The 16,650-nt window shown below is 65.0% G+C and carries 15 protein-coding genes; 11 read left to right on the plus strand and 4 right to left on the minus strand.

Annotated features, from left to right (window positions below; genetic code table 11):
* Positions 1-37 precede the first annotated feature (37 nt).
* From dnaJ to AB5Y51_RS08845, 6 genes are all read left to right on the plus strand, one after another.
* Positions 38-1,174, plus strand: coding sequence for a molecular chaperone DnaJ (dnaJ, locus tag AB5Y51_RS08820; protein WP_201890229.1), 1,137 nt, complete (start codon positions 38-40; stop codon positions 1,172-1,174).
* A 264-nt stretch (positions 1,175-1,438) separates the two neighbouring features.
* On the plus strand, positions 1,439-2,929 hold the full coding sequence (locus AB5Y51_RS08825) for a carbohydrate porin (protein WP_080944225.1): 1,491 nt from the start codon (positions 1,439-1,441) through the stop codon (positions 2,927-2,929).
* 111 nt (positions 2,930-3,040) lie between these two features.
* Positions 3,041-4,000: an aminoimidazole riboside kinase gene (locus AB5Y51_RS08830; protein WP_323922898.1), complete on the plus strand. Its 960-nt coding sequence runs from the start codon at positions 3,041-3,043 to the stop codon at positions 3,998-4,000.
* A gap of 81 nt (positions 4,001-4,081) precedes the next feature.
* Positions 4,082-5,446 (plus strand): sucrose-specific PTS transporter subunit IIBC, encoded by a 1,365-nt coding sequence (locus tag AB5Y51_RS08835; protein WP_041214803.1) that lies wholly within the window; start codon positions 4,082-4,084, stop codon positions 5,444-5,446.
* On the plus strand, positions 5,446-6,861 hold the full coding sequence (locus tag AB5Y51_RS08840; RefSeq protein ID WP_368178297.1) for a glycoside hydrolase family 32 protein: 1,416 nt from the start codon (positions 5,446-5,448) through the stop codon (positions 6,859-6,861). Before AB5Y51_RS08835 ends, AB5Y51_RS08840 begins: the two co-directional genes overlap by 1 nt.
* A gap of 27 nt (positions 6,862-6,888) precedes the next feature.
* Positions 6,889-7,899 carry a LacI family DNA-binding transcriptional regulator gene (locus tag AB5Y51_RS08845; RefSeq protein ID WP_266136589.1) on the plus strand — a complete coding sequence of 337 codons (1,011 nt, stop codon included), beginning with the start codon at positions 6,889-6,891 and terminating at the stop codon, positions 7,897-7,899.
* Between the two features lie 77 nt (positions 7,900-7,976).
* On the opposite strand, the gene AB5Y51_RS08850 is transcribed toward AB5Y51_RS08845, so the two are convergent.
* The 4 genes from AB5Y51_RS08850 to AB5Y51_RS08865 form a co-directional block, all read right to left on the minus strand.
* Complete coding sequence (locus tag AB5Y51_RS08850; RefSeq protein ID WP_368178298.1) at positions 7,977-8,705, minus strand: MgtC/SapB family protein; 729 nt, start codon at positions 8,703-8,705, stop codon at positions 7,977-7,979.
* A gap of 181 nt (positions 8,706-8,886) precedes the next feature.
* Positions 8,887-9,261: a hypothetical protein gene (locus AB5Y51_RS08855; protein WP_274799219.1), complete on the minus strand. Its 375-nt coding sequence runs from the start codon at positions 9,259-9,261 to the stop codon at positions 8,887-8,889.
* Positions 9,262-9,632: 371 nt separating this feature from the next.
* Positions 9,633-10,904 (minus strand): NAD(P)/FAD-dependent oxidoreductase, encoded by a 1,272-nt coding sequence (locus AB5Y51_RS08860; RefSeq protein ID WP_039039227.1) that lies wholly within the window; start codon positions 10,902-10,904, stop codon positions 9,633-9,635.
* A gap of 52 nt (positions 10,905-10,956) precedes the next feature.
* Complete coding sequence (locus AB5Y51_RS08865) at positions 10,957-11,142, minus strand: DUF2892 domain-containing protein (protein ID WP_041213243.1); 186 nt, start codon at positions 11,140-11,142, stop codon at positions 10,957-10,959.
* Positions 11,143-11,229: 87 nt separating this feature from the next.
* On the opposite strand from AB5Y51_RS08865, the gene AB5Y51_RS08870 reads away from it, so the two are divergent.
* The 5 genes from AB5Y51_RS08870 to AB5Y51_RS08890 are packed head-to-tail and all read left to right on the plus strand — an operon-like array spanning position 11,230 to position 16,648.
* Positions 11,230-11,544: a metalloregulator ArsR/SmtB family transcription factor gene (locus AB5Y51_RS08870; RefSeq protein ID WP_041214807.1), complete on the plus strand. Its 315-nt coding sequence runs from the start codon at positions 11,230-11,232 to the stop codon at positions 11,542-11,544.
* Positions 11,541-11,954 (plus strand): YeeE/YedE family protein, encoded by a 414-nt coding sequence (locus tag AB5Y51_RS08875; protein WP_162540542.1) that lies wholly within the window; start codon positions 11,541-11,543, stop codon positions 11,952-11,954. Before AB5Y51_RS08870 ends, AB5Y51_RS08875 begins: the two co-directional genes overlap by 4 nt.
* A gap of 13 nt (positions 11,955-11,967) precedes the next feature.
* On the plus strand, positions 11,968-12,414 hold the full coding sequence (locus AB5Y51_RS08880) for a YeeE/YedE family protein (RefSeq protein WP_041214809.1): 447 nt from the start codon (positions 11,968-11,970) through the stop codon (positions 12,412-12,414).
* Positions 12,415-12,453: 39 nt separating this feature from the next.
* Positions 12,454-13,473, plus strand: coding sequence for an efflux RND transporter periplasmic adaptor subunit (locus AB5Y51_RS08885; RefSeq protein WP_368178323.1), 1,020 nt, complete (start codon positions 12,454-12,456; stop codon positions 13,471-13,473).
* The gene (locus AB5Y51_RS08890; protein ID WP_368178299.1) at positions 13,466-16,648 is read left to right on the plus strand and encodes an efflux RND transporter permease subunit; all 3,183 of its coding nucleotides are present in this window, start codon (positions 13,466-13,468) and stop codon (positions 16,646-16,648) included. The genes AB5Y51_RS08885 and AB5Y51_RS08890 overlap by 8 nt, the downstream gene beginning before the upstream one ends.
* Positions 16,649-16,650: the final 2 nt, after the last annotated feature.

The raw sequence follows: 16,650 nt of genomic DNA on the forward strand, positions 1-16,650 counted from the left end.
CCGTCTGCGTAACTGCTGATATAGCAACAGGATGAGTATGTCGAAGCGCGATTTCTACGAAGTGCTCGGGGTGTCGAAAGGTGCCGACGAGCGCGAGATCAAGAAGGCGTACAAGCGTCTGGCCATGAAGTATCACCCGGATCGCAACCAGGGTGATGCCGGGGCTGAAGAGAAGTTCAAAGAGGTCAAGGAAGCCTACGAGGTCCTGACCGACGAGAACCTGCGTGCCCGTTATGACCAGTACGGTCATGCCGGGGTGGATCCGAGCCAGGGTGGCGGCCACGGCGGCTTTGGCGGTGGTGCCGATTTCGGCGATATCTTCGGCGACGTGTTTGGCGACATCTTCGGTGGTCGCGGGGGCGGTCGTCGCGGCCCGGCCCGTGGCTCCGACCTGCGCTACAACATGGAGCTGACGCTGGAAGAGGCGGTGCGCGGGGTCTCCAAGGAGATCAAGATCCCGACCCAGGTCCACTGCGAAGTGTGCAACGGCTCCGGTGCCCATACCGGAAGCCAGGCCCAGACCTGCCCCACCTGCCACGGCTCCGGCCAGGTGCAGATGCGCCAGGGCTTCTTCGCGGTGCAGCAGCCCTGCCCCCACTGTCACGGTCGCGGCAAGATCATCAAGGATCCGTGCCGCAAGTGCCATGGGGAAGGGCGCTACCAGAAGACCAAGACCCTGTCGGTCAAGATCCCGGCCGGGGTCGATACCGGGGATCGCATCCGTCTCTCCGGCGAAGGGGAAGCGGGGGAAACCGGCGCATCGGCGGGGGATCTCTACGTACAGGTTCACGTGCGCGAGCACGAGATCTTCGTCCGTGACGGCAACGACCTCTACTGCGAAGTGCCCATCAGCTTCACCACGGCGGCGCTCGGCGGCGAGATCGAGGTGCCGACCCTGGATGGCCGGGTCAAGCTCAAGGTCACGGCAGAAACCCAGACCGGCAAGCTGTTCCGCCTGCGGGGCAAGGGCGTCAAGTCCGTGCGCTCCGGCCAGGTGGGGGATCTGATGTGCAAGGTGGTGATCGAGACTCCGGTCAAGCTGACCGAGACCCAGAAAGATCTGCTGCGCCAGCTGGACGACTCCTTCAGCGGCGCCGCTGCCAAGACCCACAAGCCGAAATCCGAAGGCTTCTTCGAAGGGGTGAAACGCTTCTTCGACGATCTGACCAAATAAACGCGACCCACGTTACCCAAGCCGGCACGGATGTGCCGGCTTTTTTTTGCCCGCCATCTGGCCTGGATCCCCCCTTATTGAGTGGATCCCGATGAGGGATCCTCCTCACAACTTCCGCCAATTCCCCCTGTACAAATGTTATCCCGCTCACACTCCTGCTGAAACGGTTTAGCTGGCATATTGAGTCAGCTAAAGCGGTTTAGCTATCCTCGGCTCGTCAACAACAACAGAGCCCGGACGGGCGACAGAAGACAGGTGAGGACGATGACGATGTTCAAGAGCAAGTTGGCGCTGGCCGTGGCGCTGGGATTGGGAATGAGCAGCCCGCTGTGGGCGGCGGATGGTGGTATCGAAGCCAGGCTGGCGGCGCTGGAGGCGCGGGTGCAGGCAGCCGAGGCGCGGGCCACCGCTGCCGAAGCGCGGGCCGACGAGGCCCAGAGCAAGGCAAACGAAGCCCGCGAGACGGCCGTGGTGGCCAAGGCCCAGAGCGAGAAGGTGGACAAGCAGACCGCCGGGGCCCAGGGCTTCGAGTTCCACGGCTATGCCCGCTCGGGCCTGCTGGTGAACGGCAACGGCAACGGTGGCCGCGGCGGCCCCTACATCACCCCGGCCGGCTCGGTGGGCGGCGCCGTGGGTCGCCTTGGCAACGAGGATGACACCTACATGGAGGCCAACCTGCTGAAGACCCAGACCTTCGACGATGGCAGCTGGGCCCGCTACAAGCTGATGCTGGCGGACGGAGTGGAGACCAGCAACGACTGGACCGCCAGCGATTCCAGCCTCAACACCCGCCAGGTGTTTGCCGAAATCGGCGATCTGGCGAGCTTCAGCGGCCCCTTCCAGCACTCGGTGCTCTGGGCGGGCAAGCGCTTTGACCGGGACAACTTCGACATCCACTGGCTCGACTCGGACGTGGTCTTCCTGGCCGGCACCGGCGGCGGCGTCTACGACGTGCAGCTGGCCGACAGCTGGAAGGCGAACTTCTCCCTCTACGGGCGCGACTACGGCGACATCAGCGCGAGCGGTCTCTCCGACATTGAGAGCTACATCCTCACCATGAACAACCGCGTTGGCAACTGGCAGTGGATGCTGAACGGCCTCTCCGCCAAGGACAACGAGGCGCGCATCAATGACGGCGGCGCGGGCAGCGAAGCGGCGAACAAGGGGGCCCACACCCTGGTGGCCTACCACGCCGACAGCTTCTTTGGCATCAACCCCGGTTTCTCCAAGGCGGCGGTGCTGTATGGCCACGGTCTGGGTGCCGAGCTCAAGGGGCTGGGCTCCGACAGCGAGCTGCTGCCGGATGCCGATGCGGTGCGGGTCGCCGTGTTTGGCGCCACCGATCTTGCGCCCCGCTGGCGTGTGGCCCCGGCCCTGCTGGCCGAGCACAGCCAGGATCGTTACGTGAAAGGGGACGAGTACCGCTGGGTGACCCTCAATGGCCGCCTGGCCCAGGTGCTGAGCCAGAACGTCGAGCTGGTCTACGAGGCGACCTGGCAGTACATGGACCTCGATCCCAAGGGCTACAAGGGTCGTCAGGCGGTGAGCGGCGATTTCACCAAGCTCACCTTCGCGCCGACTTTCAAGGCGCAGACCGCCGGCTTCTTCGAGCGGCCCGAGCTTCGGGTGTTCGCCACCTGGATGGACTGGTCCTCCGAGCTCGACAACTACGCCAGCTCCGATGCCATGGGCCAGAGCAACTTCACCGCCGGGGGCGAGTGGAACTTCGGCGTGCAGATGGAAACCTGGTTCTAGTTCGTTATCCCGATCACAAAAATGGCAGGCGGCCCCGGGATCTGTTGGTTAGCTAAAACGGTTTAGCTGATAATGCGGACCCAGAACCCGGGGCTGACCCCGGCAAATCCTGTGCAGCAGTGGAGTAGCAACAAGGTGACGAATCGTGTGTGGGTAATGGGGGATGCGGTAGTGGACTTGATCCCGGAAGGGGAGCAGCACTACCTCAAGTGTCCGGGTGGCGCACCGGCCAACGTGGCGGTGGGCGTTGCCCGGCTCGGCGGGGAGTCGGCCTTCATTGGCCGGGTCGGCGCGGATCCCTTCGGCCGCTTCATGGGGGAGACCCTGGCCAGGGAGGGGGTCGACATTCGCCACCTGATCCTGGATCCGGCCCATCGCACCAGCACGGTGCTGGTGGATCTCGATGAGGCGGGGGAGCGCAGTTTCACCTTCATGGTGCGCCCGAGCGCCGATCAGTTCCTGAGCCACGCCGATCTGCCGGTCTTCCAGGCCGGGCAGTGGCTGCTGACCTGCTCCATTGCGCTCGCCAACGAGCCGGTGCGCAGCAGTTGCCTGCAAGCCATGGCGACCATCCGGGCCGTCGGGGGGCGGGTCTGCTTCGACCCCAACCTGAGGCCAGAGGTGTGGGGCAACCCTGCCGAGATGCTGCCCGTGGTGCGCGAGGCCATGGCCCTCGCAGACGTGGTCAAGCTCTCGGTGGAGGAGCTGCAACTGCTGAGCGGTCTGGACGATCTGGCGGCGGGGCTTGCCACTCTTTCAGGCCCGGCACTGGTGCTGGTGACCCGGGGGGCGGGGGGCGTGGTGGCCCGTCTGGGTGGCGAGTTGCTGGAGTGGGTGGGGCCCAAAGTGACGCCACTCGATACCACGGGGGCGGGGGACGCCTTCGTCGCCGGGCTGCTGGTGGCCTTGGCCGAACGGACCTCGCTGCCGACGCTGGCCGAGCTGCCCGCCATCCTGGCTCAGGCCCACGGCTGCGGGGCGCTCGCCACCACCGCCAAGGGGGCGATGACGGCACTGCCCACCCGCACCCGGCTGGATGAATTTTTGCGATCAGGCGCAGACGGCTGTTGATCCGCGGCTAGAACCGCGGGTCGACAGACCCTACTCTCATGTGACATGGGCCTGCCGACGGCGGGCCATAAGAGGAAGAATATGAATATCAGTGCGATAGCCCAGGATCTGGTGCCCCTGCTCGGGGGCAAGGAGAACATCGTCAGCGCCGCCCACTGCGCCACCCGGCTGCGGCTGGTGCTGGCGGACGACAGCAAGGTGAACAAGGCCGCCATCGACAAGCTGGAGGGGGTCAAGGGGTGCTTCAGCAACGCTGGCCAGATCCAGGTCATTTTCGGCACCGGCCTGGTCAACAAGGTCTATGCGGAGTTCGTCACCCTAACCGGGACCGGCACCGCCAGCAAGGCGGAGCTGACCGACATGGCGACGGCCAAGCTCAACGTGGCCCAGCGTCTGGCGCGGACCCTCTCCAACATCTTCGTGCCCATCATTCCGGCCATCGTCGCCTCCGGTCTGCTGATGGGGCTGCTCGGCATGGTGCGCACCTACGGCTGGGTCAACGCCGACAGCGCCCTGTTCGTCATGCTCGACATGTTCAGCTCGGCAGCCTTCATCATCCTGCCGATCCTCATCGGTTTTACGGCGGCGCGCGAATTCGGCGGAAACCCCTATCTGGGGGCGACGCTCGGCGGCATTCTCACCCACCCGGCCCTGACCAACGCCTGGGGCGTGGCCGGGGGCTTTAAGACCATGGATTTCTTCGGCCTGGATGTCGCCATGATCGGCTACCAGGGCACCGTCTTCCCGGTGCTCCTGGCGGTCTGGTTCATGTCCCACCTGGAGAAGCAGCTGCGCAAGCGCATCCCTGACGCCCTGGATCTCATCCTCACCCCGTTTTTGACCGTCATCATCACCGGCTTCGTGGCGCTGCTCTTCATCGGCCCCGCCGGTCGGGTGCTGGGGGATGGCATCTCGTTCGGTCTGAGCGCCCTCTATGAGCAGGCAGGCTGGCTGGCGGGTCTGGTGTTTGGCGGCACCTATTCGCTCATCGTCATCACCGGCATCCACCACAGCTTCCACGCCATTGAGGCGGGCCTGCTGGCCAACCCTGCCATCGGCGTCAACTTCCTGCTGCCCATCTGGGCCATGGCCAACGTGGCACAGGGTGGGGCTTGTCTGGCGGTCTACTTCAAGACCCGGGACGTGAAGATCAAGGCCATCACGGTGCCGGCGGCCATGTCCTGCCTGCTCGGCATCACCGAGGCGGCGATCTTCGGGGTCAACCTGCGCTACATCAAGCCCTTCCTGGCCGGTCTGTTCGGCGGGGCCTGCGGCGGCGCCTACGTGGTGGCGGCCAAGGTCGGCATGACGGCGGTGGGCCTGACCGGCATCCCCGGCATGGCCATCGTCCAGCCCATGAGCCTCATCCACTACGTCATCGGTCTGGTGATCGCCTTCGGCGCCGCTTTCGCCGCCTCCTACCTGCTCAAGTACAAGGTGGAGTGATGAAGGAAAGCCAATTCCTCAACCAGGTTGTCCGGTCCCTGCTGGCCGGACAGCTCAAGGTGGCGGCCGATCCCCATCGGCCCCGCTGGCATCTGGCAGCCCCGGTGGGGCTGCTCAACGATCCCAACGGTTTCATCGAGCACGACGGGCACTACCATCTTTTCTACCAGTGGAACCCGCTCGGTTGCGAGCACCGCAACAAGGGCTGGGGGCATGTCACCTCCACCGATCTGCTGCACTGGCAGCATGAGCCGGTGGCGCTATTGCCCACCGAGGCCTATGAGAGCCACGGCTGCTATTCGGGCTCGGCGGTGAGCGATGAGCAGGGGCGTCTGACCCTCATCTACACCGGCAACGTCAAATACCCGGACGGCAGCCGCACCGCCTACCAGTGTCTGGCCCGCGCCGACGGTGCGGGGGGCTTTGCCAAGCTGGGCCCTGTGCTGGACCTGCCCGCAGGCTACAGCGGCCATGTGCGCGACCCCAAGGTGTGGCACGACGGTCGGCAGTGGCTGATGGTGCTGGGGGCCCGCACCCTGGACGATCGGGGGGAGGTGCTGCTCTATCGCGGTGACACCCTGGATGCCTGGACGCTGGTGGGCCCCATCGCCGGCAGCGGGCGCGGCGGTCTCGGGGAGTTTGGCTATATGTGGGAGTGTCCGGACCTCTTCCCCCTGGGAGATCGCCATGTGCTGATCAGCTGCCCGCAGGGGATTGCCCCGCAGGGAGAGGATTATCACAACCTCTACCAGTGCGGCTGGCTGGCGGGTGACTTCGACGGCGAGCATTTCGCCCACGGGGCTTTCCATGAACTGGACAGGGGCTTCGAGTTCTATGCGCCGCAGACCACTCAGGACAGCCAGGGGCGGCGCCTGCTGTTCGGCTGGCTGGGCTTGCCGGAGGAGAACGAGATGAGCCAGCCCACTCTCGATCACGGCTGGATCCACCAGATGAGCTGCCCGCGGGAGCTGTTCTGGCAGGATGAGTGGCTCTGCCAGCGGCCGGTGGCAGAGCTGGGCGCCCTGAAAGGGGAGCAGACCCGCTTCGAGGGGGCGCCGGGCGAGCTGCCGCGCCTTGCCATCGACTCGGCCTGGCTCGATCTGGCGCTGTGCGGTGAAGGGCGCCTCGGGTTCGGGGCCGTGGTCGAGCTGGTGTGGCAGCCGGGGCGTCTTGTGCTGCGGCGCCAGAACTGGCAGAGCGGGGAGTGGGAGGAGCGAAGCGCCCCCTGGCTTGGGGGCAAGATCACCGTCTTGTGTGACCGCTCCAGCCTGGAGTGCTTCGTCGATGGCGGGCGCCAGAGCTTGTCGACCCGTTACTTCCCCGGCGAAAACCCAGTACTTTCCGCACGTTGCGGTGGTGATGGCAGCAAAATTTGCCTCGATCACTGGCCGCTGGCGACCTGCCTAGTACAATAGCCCGGTATCAGTTTGCCGGGAGGTCAGGTGGAGAAGAAGAAACGGATCACGATTGCCCAGATAGCCACGCTTGCGGGGGTCTCCAAGGCCACCGCCAGCCTGGTGCTCAACGGCAAGAGTGCGGAATACCGCATCGCCGACGATACCCGCAAGCGGATCCAGGCGGTGGCGGACGAGTGCCACTATCAGCCGAGCATCCATGCCCGCTCCCTGCGGGAGGTGCGCAGCTACACCTGGGGGCTGGTGATCCCCGACCTCACCAACTTCGGCTTCGCCAGCATCGCCCGTGCCCTGGAGGCCCGCTGTCGGGAGGTGGGGATCCAGCTGCTCATCGCCTGCTCAGAGGATGACCCCACCCTGGAGCAGCGGGTGGTGGACAACCTCATCAGCCGTCAGGTGGATGGCCTCATCGTCGCCTCCAGTGGCCATAGCGACGATATCTATGCCCGCATCCACGACCGCTTGCCGGTGGTGCAGCTCGACCGCCACATCGGTGAGTCGCGCCTGCCCATGGTGATCTCGGACGCCTGCAAGGCTACCGCCGAGCTGGTACAGGATATGGCCGAGGATTGCGGGGAGGAGATCTACTACTTCGGCGGCCTGCTGGATCTCTCCCCCAGCCGCCACCGGCTGGCGGGTTACGAGCTCGGGTTGCACCGGGCCGGGCTGGAGGCCACTTCAGACCGGGTCCGCCACCGTGACTACCAGCCGAGCTCGGGTTATCAGCTGATGTCTGAGCTGGTGGACGAACTCGGGGCGCCGCCGAAGGGGCTTTTTACCGCCTCCTTCACCCTGCTGGAGGGGGTGCTGCGCTACCTCAACGAGGCGGAACTGATGGAGACCGGCATGCGCCTGTGTACCTTCGACGATCACGATCTGCTCGACTGCATCCCCATGCGCATCGATTCCGTGGCCCAGGATTGCCCGGCCCTGGCCCGGGCCGCCTTCGAGATGATGCAGCAACTCATCGCGGGCAATCCCCCTGCCCAGACCGCCCAGGTCATTAACCCCAGGGTGCGCTGGCGCAGCCGCCGCTAGGCACACGGCTTCCCTTTCCTGTGAAAAGCCCCGCCGGATCCGGCGGGGCTTTTTGTGCTGCGTCTGGTATGAGGGCGTCAATCGGTGATGCTGGCCCGCCAGAAGATCTGCTTGATGTGAGGGTGCTCCCCGAGCGTGTTCATCAGGGCATCGAGCTTGGTGCCATCGATGGCGGTGGCGAGCAGCGCCGCCGAGATCTCGAGATCCTGATCGCCGAAGGGGGTGATGTCGAGCTCGCTCAGGGGGTAGTGGGCCTGCTCCAGCATCTGCTCGAGCCAGGGCAGTACCTCCTTCTGGTGAGCGCGGCCGATGAGAGCGGTCACGTGATAGGTCACTTCGGTGTCCATGTTGTCCACCGGGTCACGGTTTATCTGGTTGACCAGGGGGCGCAGCAGGGTGTTGGCGGCCAGCACGAAGAGGGCGCCGAGGATGGCCTCCAGGGCGAACCCGGCGCCGCAGGCGGCCCCGACAGCGGCCACGCCCCACAGGGTGGCCGCTGTGTTGATGCCCCGGATGTTGCCGGACTCGCGCATGATGACGCCAGCGCCGAGAAAACCGATGCCGGAGACGATGTAGGCCACCACGTGGACGACCCCATAGGTGCCACCATGCAGGTCATAGATGCGCTGGGCCAGGTTGACGAACAGGGCCGCCCCCACGGCGACCAGCACGTTGGTGCGAAGGCCGGCGGTGCGCTGGCGGTACTGGCGCTCCAGGCCGACCAGGCTGCCCAGCACGAAGGCGAGCAGCAGGCTGGCCAGGGTGTCGAGCAGGGCGAGAAAATCGAGTTGTTGCCACATTCTCATGAAGGGTCTCCTTCTGGGGATGCCGACCAGCCTTCGCCCCCGGGTTGCGTGAGAGACGGGGGGCAAGGTCGACATCGTGGTGAATGCAAGGGCGCGACCCGCCTCCTGACGGGGCGGGATGGCGCAGAGCAGGGAAGAGGGCCTTCACGGTTGCCCGGGAAGGACCCGCCTCATTCGAGGGTCAATGCCTGGTGGCGTCGTCCCCGGCGCGGGGGCGCAGTTCCCAGCGTACCGGGTGGACAGCCCCGACCTGGTGGATGAACTGCACCAGATAGCGGCGCTGGGGCGGCGTGCAGTAGAGGCTCAGCACCAGCACGCGGCCTTCACCGCGCCCGGGCTGCATGGACTGCATAGGCCTGAGTCCGGCCGGTTGCAGGGTGTGGCTCACTGCCGCCAGCACCTGCTCCATGTCGGCTCTGTCTTCGCAGCGGATGTGCAGCCGATAGAGGTGCTGACGCCGTCTGCCACGTTGCCAGAGTGGTCGCAGGCCCCGTCCCAGTCTGCTCAGCAGGGAAGGGGATTTGTCAGCGACAGGGTTGTTTGAAATCAAGCGCATAGCAGCCTCCTTTTGGGAAGCAGAAACTATGCAGGCAAGGTGTCGTGGGATGAGTCCGCGTCACCTGACGTCAAGTGTGAAAAGCGGGGAAAAGAGGGATCCACTTCTCGCAGGGTGGCGAGTCGCGGCAGAGAAAAACCTGCGGCTAGCTCGCGACCAGGGTGCCGACGACGAGGGCCGGCGTGCGTCTGTCACTTGATGAGTTGCCCACCGATGGTCTCCGCTAGTGATAAAGAGGCGACATGGTAGCCGATACGGCGGCCTGGGTAAACCCCGAGCCCTTGATAGCAACATATTGAAACATAATAAAAAAGAGATGAAAGAGCCGGTGAAGGGAGCCCTCTTCCCTTCACCGGCGGGCCCTTGGGGGGTTACCGGGTCTTGTCGATGCCCAGGTATTTGAGCATCAGTTTTTCATAGATGGGTTCGGTGTCACCCACCTGCATCTTGTGCAGGAAATACTTCTCGAACGCTATCTTGGCCAGGTGGACCCACTTCCCTTTCTTGAACCAGGCGACGTTGCGCGGCGGGATCTGCGGCATGGCCACGAAGGCGGCCCCTGTGTCCCCCATGTCCGCCAGACAGATGGCATTCCACACCGCCCGGGTGACCGGGGGCTGGCCGTCCAGCTCCGCCTTGATGTTGTGGCTTAAGGTACGCACCATGGCCTCGATCATGTAGCCGGTCTTGGGCACCCCGGTCGGTACCGGCGTCTTGTGCTGGGGCGGGATGGCGATGCAGACCCCGGCGGCGTAAATCTGCGGGAAGACAGGGTTGCGCTGGTGTTCGTCGACGATGACGAACCCGCGGGGATTGACCAGCCCCTCAAGGCCCCGCAGGGGGCTGATGCCGGCGAAGGCGGGCAGCATCATGGCATGCTTGTAGGGGAGGCTGTGGGTGCGCTTGACGTTGCCATCTTCATCCAGCTCCTCCACCGTCATCACCCCATCCCTGGCCGCCACGGTGCGGGCATTGCAGATCCATTGCATGTCGCGCATGCGCAGCTCGCTCTCCAGCATGCCCTTGGAATCCCCCACGCCGTTGAGGCCGAGGTGACCGATGTAGGGTTCGCTGGTGACAAAGGTCATGGGCACGTCCTTTCTCACCTTCTTGTCGCGCAGGTGGCGATCGAGGATGAAGGCGTATTCGTAGGCCGGGCCGAAGCAGGAGGCGCCGGGCATGGCACCGACGATCACCGGACCCGGTTCGTCGAGCAGCCCGTTGACACTGTGCAGGCACTCCTCTGCGTGGGAGAGGGTGCAGACGCTGGCGGTGCCGCCCGCCGTCGGGCCCGCACCCTGCACCTCTTCAAAGGCGAGTGCGGGGCCGGTGCAGAGCACCAGAAAGTCGTAGTGCAGGTGCTGGCCATCGGAGAGGCGGATCTGCTGTTCGAGGGGTTGCAACCCGGTCAGGGCGGCGTGGATGAAGCGGATCCCCTTCTTCTTCACATGAGGCTCTATGGGGAGGGAGATATCCTTGCGCTCTCGCCACCGGACCGCAATCCACGGGTTCGAAGGGTTGAATTCAAAGTCGGGTTTGTCGTTCACCAGGATGACGTCGTGCTGCTTGCCGAGTTCGGCCTTGAGCTCGTAGGCGGCCGACATGCCCCCCAACCCTGCCCCGATGATGATGATGGTTGCCATAATGAGCCTCCGCTCTATTACACGGCTCCTGTGAGCCAATATGTCTGCCTGCCTATTTGAGCCCCATTCGCCTGAGCACGGCGGCGGCGGGACAGACCCCGGTGAACGCGCTCTGGATCAGGTTGACCCCGACAAAGACGCTCAACCAGACAAAGCCCGGGTGGACCCAGGCCGTGAGCAGCAGCGACAGCAGCAACATGCCACCTGCGACCACTCTGACTCCGTTATCGACAGTCATTTCTCGTCTCCTTTCTTGTTTAGTGATTGCTAATTTAGGGATGTTTTATACAATAGAACAAATATCAGCAATTGCTAATTTAATCTTATGAGCCACTTCGACGAGATGAACCGACATGCGACAGCCGCCGCCGGCCTGCTCAAGGCGCTGGCTCATCCCGAACGCCTGATGGTGCTCTGCCAGCTGGTGGAAGGGGAGAAGGGGGTCGGGGAGCTGCTGGCCCACAGCCAGCTCGGGCAGTCGGCCTTCTCCCAGCAACTGTCGGTATTGAAGCGCCAGGGCCTTGTCCGCTCGCGCAAAGTCTCCCAGCAGATCTACTACTCCCTGGTGAGCGAGGCGGCGGCCGATGTGCTGGCGGCGCTGCAAACCCATTTTTGTCACTCAGATGAGGAAATTCGATGATGGAAAGCCAATGGCTGCTCTCGTTGGGGGGCGGCATGCTGGCGGGGCTCTCGGCCCTGATCCTGATGTTGTTCAACGGCCGGGTGGCCGGGATCAGCGGCATTCTGGCCGGTGCAATGCAGTACAAAACCCCCTGGCGTGTGCTGTTTCTGCTGGGATTGGGACTGGGGGCCTGGCTGGCGCTGACCCTGGGTTGGGCCACCATGCCCGCCTTTGATGCCTTGCCCGGCTGGCCCGTGGTGGTGCTGGCCGGCCTGCTGGTGGGCATCGGCACCCGTCTTGGCAATGGCTGCACCAGCGGTCACGGCATCTGCGGCATGGGGCGGCTGTCGACGCGCTCCGTGGTGGCGACTCTCACCTTTATGGGGATGGGCGTGGCGACCGTGTTCTTTACTCACCACATGTTTTGACGGGTTGATTGCCATGAAATTGCTGACAAGTCTGTTTGCGGGTCTGTTGTTCGGGCTGGGAATGGCCCTCTCCGGGATGATGGATCCGGCGCGGGTCACCGGGTTTCTCGATCTGGCCGGTGCCTGGGATCCCAGCCTGGCCTTCGTGATGGGAGGGGCCCTGGCTGTCTTCATGCCGGGCTACTTCCTGCTGGTGAAGCCCCGTCGTCTGAGCCTGCTGGGGGAGCCCATGGCCCGGGTCCCCGCTCCCGTGCTGGATCGCCGCCTGATTGGCGGGGCCGCACTGTTCGGGATCGGTTGGGGCCTGGTCGGCATCTGTCCAGGGCCTGCCTTGAGTCTCATTTCCAGCGGACAGCCCATGATATTGTTGTTCATCGGGGCCATGGCGGCCGGGATCCTGCTGGTGGACAAGGTCTGGAACAGGGTGCTGGAGAAGGCTCGCCAGCACCGTATTGCCTGAGTTTTCAAGGTGCCAATGAGCCAGGGAAGGAGAATCATGATGAACACAATCCGGTTGCTGGTGACCACCCTGCTGGTCATGACATCCACCCTGGTGGCGGCCGAGGAGGCCAAGGGGTCGCTGACGCTGACCCCGCAGCGCGTCACCGACTGGCTCACCCTGAGCGGTACCGTGAGCGCCATTCATCAGGGGACGGTCGCGGCCCAGACCAGTGGCCGGGTCTCCCGCATGCTGGTGGATGTGAACGACGAGGTACAGGCCGGGCAACCCTTGCTCGAGATAAGCGGCAAGGAGCAGTCTGCCGCCGTGACCGGCGCCGAGGCGCGGGTGGCCAGGGCCCAGGCCCAGCAGGTGGAGGCCGAGCGCCAGCTCACCCGTTATCAGGCCCTCATCGCCAAGGGGGTGATCACCCGGGCCCAGCTCGACAACGCCCAGGCAACGGATCGGGCCGCCCGCGCCGAGGTCAATGCCGCCGAGGCCGCCCTCATCCAGGCCCGGGAAGCCTACGGCTATACCCGTATCCTCGCCCCCTACGCCGGGGTGGTGACCAGGCGGCTGGTGGAGCTGGGGGAGACGGTGGCCCCCGGTACGCCGCTGCTATCCGGTTTCTCCCTGGGCGAGCTGAGGGTGGAGCTGGAGCTGCCCCAGTCCGCGCTGGCTCTCGCCGGCCAGCCGTTGGATGTGCAGGTGCTGCTGCCCGGTGGCAAGGCCGTGACTCCCGTCAAGCTGACCCGCTTCAACTACGCCGACAGCCAGAGCCACAGTTTCCGGCTGCGCCTCGATCTGCCGCCGAACACGGCAGGGGTGCTGCCCGGCATGTGGCTCAAGGTGCAGCTCAAACAGGGTGAGCGTCAGGTGTTGCAAGTGCCGGAGCCCGCCCTGCTGCGGCAGGGGGAGTTCAACGGCGTTTACCTCAAAGAGGGGGAGGGCTGGGCCCTGACCCCGGTGCGAGTCGGCCACTGCGAGGCTGGGCTGTGCGAGGTCCTGGCGGGTCTCAAGGGCGGTGACACCCTGGCCCCCGATGCCTGGAGCCGTCAACAGGAGGTGCCCCATGAGTAGCGAGCTGAACGGCAACCATGGCCGCCTGGGGCCGGCGGGTCGGCTGGCGGCCCTGTTTCAGGGCTCGGCCATCACCCCGCTGCTGGCGCTGGTGGGGCTCTTGCTCGGCCTCTTTGCCGTGCTGGTGACCCCCAAGGAGGAGGAGCCCCAGATCGATGTCACCTTCGCCGACGTCTACATTCCCTTCCCGGGGGCCAGCCCGGCAGAGGTGGAGTCCCTCGTCACCACCCCTGCCGAGCAGGTGGTCTCCCAGATAAAGGGGATAGATACCCTCTACTCCTTCTCCCAACCCGATGGCGCCCTGCTGGTGGTGGTGTTCAAGGTGGGGGTGAGCCGGGAGCAGGCCATCGTGGATCTCAACAACCAGCTCGACTCCCATCGAGACTGGCTGCCCCAGGGGCTGGGGGTGGGTCAGCCTCTGGTGAAACCCAGGGGAATAGACGATGTTCCCATCGTCAGTCTGACCTTATGGAGCAAAGATTGGAGCAAAGAGGGGAGCAAGCAGCTGGGGGCCCCCGATCTGACCCGGGTCGCCCACGAGCTGGAGACCGAACTCAAGCGCATTCCCGGTACCCGGGACATCTACACGCTGGGCAGCCAGAGCGCCGTGTTGCGGGTGATGCCGGATCCGGCGGCCCTCAGCGCCCACGGCATCAGCTGGGGCGAGCTGAACCAACGGCTCGCCGCCGCCAACCAGGCGGGTAGCGAGCAGGCCGTGGTGCAAGACAACCGGGAGATCAAGGTGCAGGTGGGGCAGTTCCTGCAAAGCGAGCAGGAGGCCCGGGAGCTGGTGGTGGGGCTGCACGACGGCAAGCCCGTCTATCTCGGTGAGGTGGCCCGGGTGGCGCTTGGGGAAGAGACACCGGTCCAGCGCAGCTGGATGGGGCAGGGGCAAGCCAGCTACCCGGCGGTGACCCTGGCCATCGGCAAGCAGCCGGGGCAGAACGCGGTGGAGGTGGCCAAGCGGGTGGAGGCACGGGTGGAGAGCCTCAGGAATCGGCTCATCCCGGCTGGGGTCGAGGTGACGGTGACCCGTGACTACGGCGTCACCGCCGAGACCAAATCCAACACCCTCATCGGCAAGCTCATCTTTGCCACCACGGCGGTGGTATTGCTGGTGCTGGTGAGCATGGGGTGGCGCGAAGCGCTGGTGGTGGGGGTCGCCATCGTCATCACCCTGGCGCTGACCCTCTTTGCCAGCTGGGCGTGGGGCTTTACCCTCAACCGGGTGTCCCTCTTTGCCCTTATCTTCTCCATCGGCATCCTGGTGGATGACGCCATCGTCGTGGTGGAGAACATTCACCGCCATCGCGGTTTGGGCAAGGGGTCCCTCAAGGATCTCATTCCGGGTGCGGTGGACGAGGTGGGGGGGCCGACCATACTGGCGACCCTGACCGTCATCGCGGCCCTGCTGCCCATGGCCTTCGTCAGCGGCCTGATGGGCCCCTACATGAGCCCCATCCCCATCAATGCGAGCATGGGGATGCTCATCTCCCTGCTGGTGGCTTTTATCTTCTCTCCCTGGCTGGCCAATCACCTGCTCAAGCGCGAGGGGCATGTCGCCCACGGTGAGGCCAAGGCCGGGCTCTTTCACCGGCTGATGACCCCCTTCCTGATGGGGGCGGGTGCCAAAAGAGCGAGACACAAGCTTTGGCTGGCCATTCTGCTGCTGGTGGCGGGGGCGGCCGCCATGCCCGTGGTGCAGTGGGTGGTGCTCAAGATGCTCCCCTTTGACAACAAGTCGGAATTCCAGCTGGTGCTCGACATGCCGGAGGGGGCGACCCTGGAGCAGACCGAGCGCACCCTGCTGGCGGTGGGTCGGGAGCTCGCCAGGGTGCCCGAGGTGAAGGATTACCAGATCTACGCCGGCACCGCCGCCCCCATCAACTTCAACGGGTTGGTGCGCCACTACTTCATCCGCAGCGGCGCCAACGTGGGTGATATTCAGGTCAATCTGGTGGACAAGCATGAACGGGATCGCAGCAGTCACGAGATTGCCCGGTCGGTGCGTGCGCCCTTGCAGGCCATCGCCAGCGCGGCAGGGGGCAACCTCAAGGTGGTGGAGGTGCCCCCGGGACCGCCTGTCTGGTCGCCCATCGTCGCGGAAGTGTATGGCCCGACGCAGGCCGCCCGTGAAGCCGCTGCCCGCGCCGTACAGGCCCGCTTTGTGGCCACGGCGGATCTGGTGGACGTGGACATCTATCTGACCGACCCCCAGCCCAAGTGGCGGCTGGTGGTGGATCGCGCCCAGGCGGCCCTGCTCGGGGTCGATCTCGGGGATCTGGTGGCGACCCTCAATGGCGGGGTGGGCTATCAGGATGCCAGCTGGCTGCAGGGGCAAGGCGCCAAGTATCCGGTGCCGATCCGCATCGAGCTCGCCCCCGGTGACAAGCGGGATCTGACCGGCATCCTGGCTCTCAAGGTGCGCAGCCAGAGCGGCCAGCTGGTGCGGGTCTCCGAGCTGGTGAGCCGTCGTGACGAGGTCGCCCCCAGTTACCTCATGCACAAGAACATGCAGCCCATGGTGATGGTGGTGGCTGACATGGGCGGCCATGCCGACAGCCCGCTCTACGGCATGTTTGCCGCCGGTGCCGACATCTCGCTGCCACAGTATTACGTGCATCAGCCCGACAAGCTGGGGGAGGTGGCCCTCTTGTGGGACGGGGAGTGGAAGATAACCTACGAGACCTTCCGCGACATGGGGCTGGCCTACGGGGTGGGGATGATCCTCATCTACCTGCTGGTGGTGGCCCAGTTCCGCTCCTATCTGGTGCCGCTCATCATCATGGCCCCCATTCCGCTCACCCTCATCGGGGTGATGCCGGGTCACGCCCTGCTGGGGGCCCAGTTCACCGCCACCTCGATGATAGGGATGATTGCCCTGGCCGGGATCATCGTGCGCAACAGCATCCTGCTGGTGGATTTCATCGAGCAGCAGCGAGCGAGTGGCATGGCGTTCGAGCAGGCGGTGATCGAGGCGGCGCAGGTGCGAGCCAAACCCATCATGCTGACGGCGCTGGCGGCCATGATAGGGGCGCTTTTCATCCTGGATGACCCCATCTTCAATGGCCTCGCCATCAGCCTGATCTTCGGGATCCTGGTTTCCACCCTGCTCACCCTGGTGGTGATCCCGCTGCTCTACTACAGCCTGCTTGTGCGCCGAAGTCAGAGGTAAAC

The organism is Aeromonas sp. R7-1 (genome assembly GCF_040908115.1).
Taxonomy (GTDB): Bacteria; Pseudomonadota; Gammaproteobacteria; order Enterobacterales; family Aeromonadaceae; genus Aeromonas; species Aeromonas caviae.